Below are 6,198 nucleotides of genomic sequence, written 5' to 3'. Positions count from 1 at the left end.
GTAGAGCATTTCCGCCCAGACCTCGGTCATCAGCGGATCGGTGTCGAGGATGACCGGGGTCCGCCCGCTGGCGATCGCCTGGCGCGTCTGGGCATCGTGCGCCTGAGCGATCGCGACGAGGTCGGCCATCGTCCAGCTCGTTCCAAACGCCTCGGTATAGGTGCGGCCATATTCGACCACGCAGGCCGAGCCGAAATGGCGCGCGAGTTCGGGCGCCATGGTGGACTTGCCGGTGCTTTCGGGGCCGTGAAGGCAGATCGAGCGAAGCTTCATGCCCCCGCCCTTTGCCGTGCCGCGTTCCAGCCCGCCAGTCCCCAGAGCGAGATTCCCAGCAACACAATGTAGAGCCCGGTCGTGATCCACAGTCCCTTGGCGGCATAGAGTCCGATCGACAGGATGTTGGCGACGATCCATAGCCACCAATTCTCGATCTTGCGCACCGACATCAGGATTTGCGCCGCGATGCTGGTCATCGCCACCGAGGCGTCCCACCAGGGCAAAGCGGCATCGGTGAAGCGGTGCATCAACCAGCCCCAACCGGCGATCGCGACCAGGATACCGGCGAGCCAACCGAGCCGCGCGTCCGCGGTCAGACGCTCGACCACTACCTCGCCCGCATCGGCTTGCGACCTTCGCCATTGCCACAGGCCGTAGACCTGGACGACCAGGAAGAAGAGCTGCAGCAAGGTGTCGCTGTAGAGTTTGGCGTGGAAGAACACGATCGCGTAGATTGCCACGCCGACAATGCCGAAGGCATAGTTCCAGATGCTGCGCAGCGCGACCAGCACGACGTTGACGAGGATCATTAGCGCGGCGACGCCTTCGATCGGCGACATCTCGCTCAGGAATTCGCGGACGATACCGAGCGATGCCATCGCGGCCGACGATAGCGCCGATCGCGCGCCGGGCAAGGATTTCTGCGATTTTCGCCTACTCCATGCCGCTCAAGCGCATGACGAAAAACACCTATTTCGGCCCGGTACCCTCTGCTAGACAGGAGCCAGGATGCAGGGCGGGTCGCATCTCCCGCATCGCCATGCGTTGCGCCACGGCAAGAGCCGGGCCGCGCGACTTGGGTCATCCGTCGTCGAGCGCTCGAGGGGCGCCGGCGCTTGGGGAGGTTGAGATGCGTAAGGTGATATTGGTGGCCGCGACCGCGGCGATTGCGTTCGTTTCGGCATCGCCGGCATTCGCCGGTCCCGACAAATCGTCGGGTCGCAAGGATCAGGATCGCGGCATGCGCCAGATGCCGCATTGCGCTAAACCGCTGGGCACGATTTCGATCGTCGAGCCCGACAATCAATGGTGGCGGCAATACAGCCTCGGCAGCCCGGAGGCGATCATCAAGGTGTTCGTCCAGGAATCGAATTGCTTCACCCTCGTCAATCGCGGCCGCGCGATGCAGAGCCGCGCGATGGAACGGGCGCTGGCCGACAACGGCGAACTGCAGCGTGGCTCCAACATGGGCAAGGGCCAGGTCCGCGCGGCCGACTTCCTGCTCGAGCCGGACATCGTCAGCTCGAACAATAATTCCGGCGGCAGCAATGTTGGCGGCGCGATCGGCGGCGTGCTGAGCCGCTTCGGCGGCGGCGCACGCGCGATCGGATCGCTGGCGGGCGGCGTCAACATCAAGAAAGGCGAGGCCAACGTCACGCTGTCGGTGGTCGACTCGCGCACCACCGAGGAACATGTCGTCGAAGGCTATTTTCGCAAGACCGATGTCGGCTTCGGCGCCTCGGCCGGCGCGAGCTGGTGGGGCGGCTTCGCCTCCGCGGGGGGCGGCGGCTATCAGAACACGGAGATCGGCCAGATCATCGTGCTCGCTTATCTCGACGCTTATTCCAAGCTGGTCACCCAGCTCGGCGGCTCCTGAACCCAACCCGGGTTGCCAAGGCGACCCACGGCGCTAGCATTCCCCTCCTGACCACTCAGGAGGGGACATGCGTCACGTTGCGATCATCGGATCGGGTCCCGCCGGCTATTACACCGCCGAGGCGTGCCAGAAGCAGTTCGGCGACCAGGTCCGGGTCGACATCATCGATCGCCTGCCCGTCCCCTACGGCCTGATCCGCACCGGCGTCGCGCCCGACCATCAGTCGATCAAGGGCGTGTCGCGTCGTTACGAGGCGACCGCGCTTTCCGACAATGTGCGCTTCGTCGGCAACGTAACCGTCGGCAAGGACGTAACCATCGCCGAACTCGTCAATCTCTACGACGCCGTCGTGCTGGCGACCGGCGCCCCCGCCGACCGGCCGCTCGGCATTCCCGGCGACGACCTGCCCGGCGTGGTCGGCTCGGCCGCGTTCGTCGGCTGGTACAACGGCCATCCCGATTTCGCCGATCTCGCGCCGGTGTTGAGCGGCCCCGGCGCGGTCATCGTCGGCGCCGGCAATGTCGCGCTCGACGTCGCCCGCGTGCTCGCCAAAACCGGCGCCGAATTCGCCGGATCGGACATCGTCGGCCATGCGCTCGATTCGCTCGGCGGCGCGACCCACGAGCGGATCACCATCCTGGCGCGACGCGGCCCGCACCAGATCGCGATGACGCCCAAGGAACTGGGCGAACTCGGTCATCTCGAACGCGCCGCGCCGCACGTCGACCCGGCCGACCTGCCGCCCGAGGCGGACGACGCGCCGCTCGAACCCGGGCTGCGCAAATCGGTTACGCATCTGCGCAATTTCGCGACAGTCGACGGCGCGGACAAGCCGATCGCGATCGATTTCGACTTCTTCGCCATGCCGGTCGCGATCGAGGGCGACGGCAAGGTCGAGCGCGTGATCGTCGAGCGTACCGCGATCGACGCGGACGGCCGCGCCAACGGCACCGGCGAGACTTATGCCATCCCCGCCGCCCTCGTGGTCAGTTGCATCGGCTATCGCACCCCGCCGATCGACGGCGTGCCCTATGACGCCAAGCTCGGCCGCTTCGCCAATGACGAAGGGCGGATCGCACCGGGTCTCTACGCGGTCGGCTGGGCGCGGCGCGGGCCGACCGGCACGATCGGCACCAATCGTCCCGACGGTTTCATGATCGCCGAGCAGATCGCCGCCGACACGCCCGACGATTACGGCAAGGAAGGCCGAGCCGGGCTCGACCTGCTGCTGCGCGACCGCAACGTCGACGTGGTCACCTTCCGCGACTGGCAGAAGATCGAGGCGGCGGAAACCGCGGCGGCACGCGACGGGTCTCCGCGCGAGAAATTCACCAGCATCGACGCGATGCTCGCGGCACGGGGATAGACGGCCGCACGACGCCGCCGCCGCGGCTTGCGCGGAATCGGCCCAGTCTCGCGCGATGGGCAAGAGGTTCATTCGGCGTCATCCGCAACCCGGCGGATGTCGGAGCAAGCCGCGCATTGCCGTCGGGCTTGCAGGGCGCGAACGCGGGCTTGCGCGACTCTCCCCGCGTGGTTATAGGCGCCCCCTCGCACGGCCGGGTTCGCCCGGAAATGCGCCGGTCGGGGAATAGCTCAGCCTGGTAGAGCACTGCCTTCGGGAGGCAGGGGCCGGAGGTTCGAATCCTCTTTCCCCGACCAATTTCCCGGTAAGAGCGAACGTCCGGGGGACGTTCGCCCGGGAAATTCCCGAGCGACAGCGAGGGCAAGAGCCTTCACCCATTCCCAACCTCAAAAAAGAAACGCCGGGACGTTGCCGCCCCGGCGCTCCCGGTTCAGGCCCTCCCCCGAACCTATTCGTAACGCAACGCCTTGATCGGGCTCGCCTGGGCGACCTTGATCGCATGGGCCGAAATCGTTCCGGCAGCGATCGCTATCGCCAATACTCCCGCCTCGACGAACGGCATCGGCGTCAGCGTCATGCGCGTGTCGAAGCCGTTGAGCCAGCCGCGCATCAGCCACCAGGCGACCGGCCAGGCGACCAGATTGGCGATCAGCACGGGACGGCTGAACTGCCAGACCAGCAGCCGGACGATGTCGCGGGTACGGGCGCCGAGCACTTTGCGGATGCCGATCTCCTTCGTGCGGCGCTCCGCGGTGAACGCGGCGAGCCCGAACAGGCCGAGACAGCCGATCACCACGGCCAGGATCGCGAACATGCCGAACAATTGCGCGCTCTTCTCGTCGATATTGTAGAGATCGTGGATGATGTCGTCGACGAAGCGGGCATTGAGCGGCAGGCCTGGGACCGCGCGTTTCCACACGCGCTCTACCGTCGCGAGCGCCACCTGCGGATCGCCGCTGAAGCGCACCATCAGCTGATTGAAGGCGCCGCTGGTGACGTAATAATAGATGATCGGCTGGACCGGATCGCGCGCCGAGCGGTAGCGGACATCGCTCACCACGCCGACCACCGTGGCGGTGATCGTGCCCGCTTCATTGCTGGCGACGACATACTGGACCTGCTTGCCGACCGCCGAAGCGGGCGAGCCGAGGCCGAGGCGACGGGCAGCCGATTCGGACAGGACGACGTTGACCCCGCGCGCCGTCAGCGCCTTTTCGGCATTGAGATCGGGCGGATTGGGCAGGGTCGAATCGTCCATCGCGATCGCTTCGGAGAAGTTGCGCCCGGCCAGCACGTGCATACCCAGCGTATCGAAGGCATGCGCATCTACGCCGTAGACGCCGAGCGTGACCGGCTTGCCGCCGGGCACGTTGACGTCGGTGGTCGAGTTGTTGCCCGACGCGATGCCGAGCGAGACGCGCGCGGCGTCGACGATACCGGGCTGCTTGCGCAATTCCTGGAGCAGGGTCGGGGCAGCCGCTTCGGCCGGCGCTCGCGCGATACCGTTGAGCTGGAGCAGCCCGTCGCGCTTGTAGCCAGCGTCGAGGTTCCGGGCATATTCGGTCTGTGCATAGATCACCGAGGTGCAGATGATCAGCCCGATCGACACCGCAAACTGGGTAATGACCAGCAGGCTGCGGAGCCGCCCGCTGCCTTCCGCGTCGGCGGCCGATTTGTTGGCCTTGAGGATTCGCGCCGGCTCGAACCGTGACAGATAGAACGCGGGATAGAGACCGCCCGCCAGCCCGACCGCCACGGTCAGCCCGATGACGGGGAGCAGGATGCCCGACAGGCCGAAATAGCTGAACGTCATGTCGGCATCGAGGAACGCGTTGAGCGGCCGGATGGCGAGCTCCGCCAGCGCCAGCGCGATCAGCATCGCGATCGACGAGACCAGCATCGATTCGCCGACGAATTGCGTGATGAGTTGCTGGCGGTTTGCACCCAGCACCTTGCGCAGCGCGACTTCGCGGGCACGCTGCGAGGCGCGCGCGGTGGCGAGGTTGGTGAAGTTCATGCACGCCATCGCCAGGATCAGCAACGCGACCACGCCGAAGGTCAGCACCGATTGGCGATTGCCGTTGGGCCGGCCCTGCCCGGTCCCCCTGCTCAGGTGCAGGTCGCGCACGTTGATCAGGTGGAAATCCTCGAACTGGCCGGGATTGGTCACGGGATTGCTGCCGACATCGTCGGGGATGTTGCGCTTCTTCCAGGCGGACAGTTGCGCCTCGATCGCTTTCGCATCGCTGCCGGGCTTCAGCCGCACGTACATTTCGCCGTTCGACCAGGTCCAGGATGTGACGACGTCGGGGGTCTTGCGGAAATAGTCGGCCGGATCGATCCGCACGACCGTCGTCATGTCGAAATGGCTGTTCTTGGGCAGGTCCTTGAACACGCCGGTCACCCGATAGTCGGCGGTCATGTCGCCAGCCGCGATGGTGACGGTCTTGCCCAAAGGATCACTATTGCCGAACCGCGCCTCGGCCTCGCTTTCGCTCAGCACGAGCGAATGCGGGTCGTTGAGCGCGGTCGCGGCATTGCCCCGCACGAAGGGCACGCGGACGATGTCGAACAACGGTCCATCGGTGATGAGCGATTTTTTCGCGGCCGTCGGCGTGCCGTCCTGAAGGAAAGTCACGTTCTGCGACGATGCCCAAACCACCTGCTCGACTTGCGGGAAGTCCTTCTTGAGCGCGCCGCCCGCGACATAGGCGGTGGTCAGGGAGAGCCCGGGCTGCTGACCGCCGGGAGACGGCAGGTATTCGGTCGCCAGCTCGTATGTGTTTTCCGCGTCGGGCAACCAATTATCGTAGCTGAACTCGTAGCGGACATAGGTCAGGATCAGCAGGCACGCGGCCAGGCCGATCGCCAGCCCGACGATGTTGATCACCGCATAGACGCGGTTCTTGAGCAGGGCACGGATGCCGACGGTCAGATAATTACGCCACATCGGGCCTCT

At 65.8% G+C, this 6,198-nt stretch carries 5 protein-coding genes and 1 tRNA gene; 3 read left to right on the top strand and 3 right to left on the bottom strand.

The genetic code is table 11. The annotated features are described in order from the left end of the window. On the bottom strand, nt 1-273 hold a 273-nt coding region (locus tag ACTHJR_RS16195; RefSeq protein ID WP_440524275.1), incomplete at its 3' end, for an AAA family ATPase. Continuing rightward, nucleotides 270-875, bottom strand: a complete 606-nt coding sequence (pnuC, locus tag ACTHJR_RS16190) for a nicotinamide riboside transporter PnuC (protein WP_440524274.1) — start codon at nt 873-875, stop codon at nt 270-272. The genes ACTHJR_RS16195 and pnuC, both read right to left, overlap by 4 nt. A gap of 251 nt (nt 876-1,126) precedes the next feature. Between pnuC and ACTHJR_RS16185 the strand changes: the two genes are divergently transcribed. From ACTHJR_RS16185 to ACTHJR_RS16175, 3 genes are all read left to right on the top strand, one after another. Beyond that, nucleotides 1,127-1,873, top strand: coding sequence for a CsgG/HfaB family protein (locus tag ACTHJR_RS16185; protein WP_440524273.1), 747 nt, complete (start codon nt 1,127-1,129; stop codon nt 1,871-1,873). A gap of 67 nt (nt 1,874-1,940) precedes the next feature. Then, nucleotides 1,941-3,239, top strand: a complete 1,299-nt coding sequence (locus ACTHJR_RS16180; protein ID WP_440524272.1) for an FAD-dependent oxidoreductase — start codon at nt 1,941-1,943, stop codon at nt 3,237-3,239. 219 nt (nt 3,240-3,458) lie between these two features. Continuing rightward, nucleotides 3,459-3,535: transfer RNA gene (locus ACTHJR_RS16175), tRNA-Pro, on the top strand. A gap of 152 nt (nt 3,536-3,687) precedes the next feature. On the opposite strand, the gene ACTHJR_RS16170 is transcribed toward ACTHJR_RS16175, so the two are convergent. After that, on the bottom strand, nt 3,688-6,189 hold the full coding sequence (locus ACTHJR_RS16170; RefSeq protein WP_440524271.1) for an ABC transporter permease: 2,502 nt from the start codon (nt 6,187-6,189) through the stop codon (nt 3,688-3,690). Between the last annotated feature and the right edge of the window lie 9 nt (nt 6,190-6,198).

It is taken from the genome of Sphingomonas sp. (assembly GCF_051962185.1).
Classification (GTDB): Bacteria; Pseudomonadota; Alphaproteobacteria; order Sphingomonadales; family Sphingomonadaceae; genus Sphingomonas.
The sequence above is the reverse complement of the archived record's forward strand: the minus strand, read 5'-3'. Positions and strand labels throughout refer to the sequence as shown.

Bases quoted from the DNA above. Each gene is read 5' to 3' on its own strand.
- ACTHJR_RS16180 (WP_440524272.1), top strand. From the start codon at position 1,941: ATGCGTCACGTTGCGATCATCGGATCGGGTCCCGCCGGCTATTACACC.
- ACTHJR_RS16170 (WP_440524271.1), bottom strand. From the start codon at position 6,189: ATGTGGCGTAATTATCTGACCGTCGGCATCCGTGCCCTGCTCAAGAAC.
- pnuC (WP_440524274.1), bottom strand. From the start codon at position 875: ATGGCATCGCTCGGTATCGTCCGCGAATTCCTGAGCGAGATGTCGCCG.
- ACTHJR_RS16185 (WP_440524273.1), top strand. From the start codon at position 1,127: ATGCGTAAGGTGATATTGGTGGCCGCGACCGCGGCGATTGCGTTCGTT.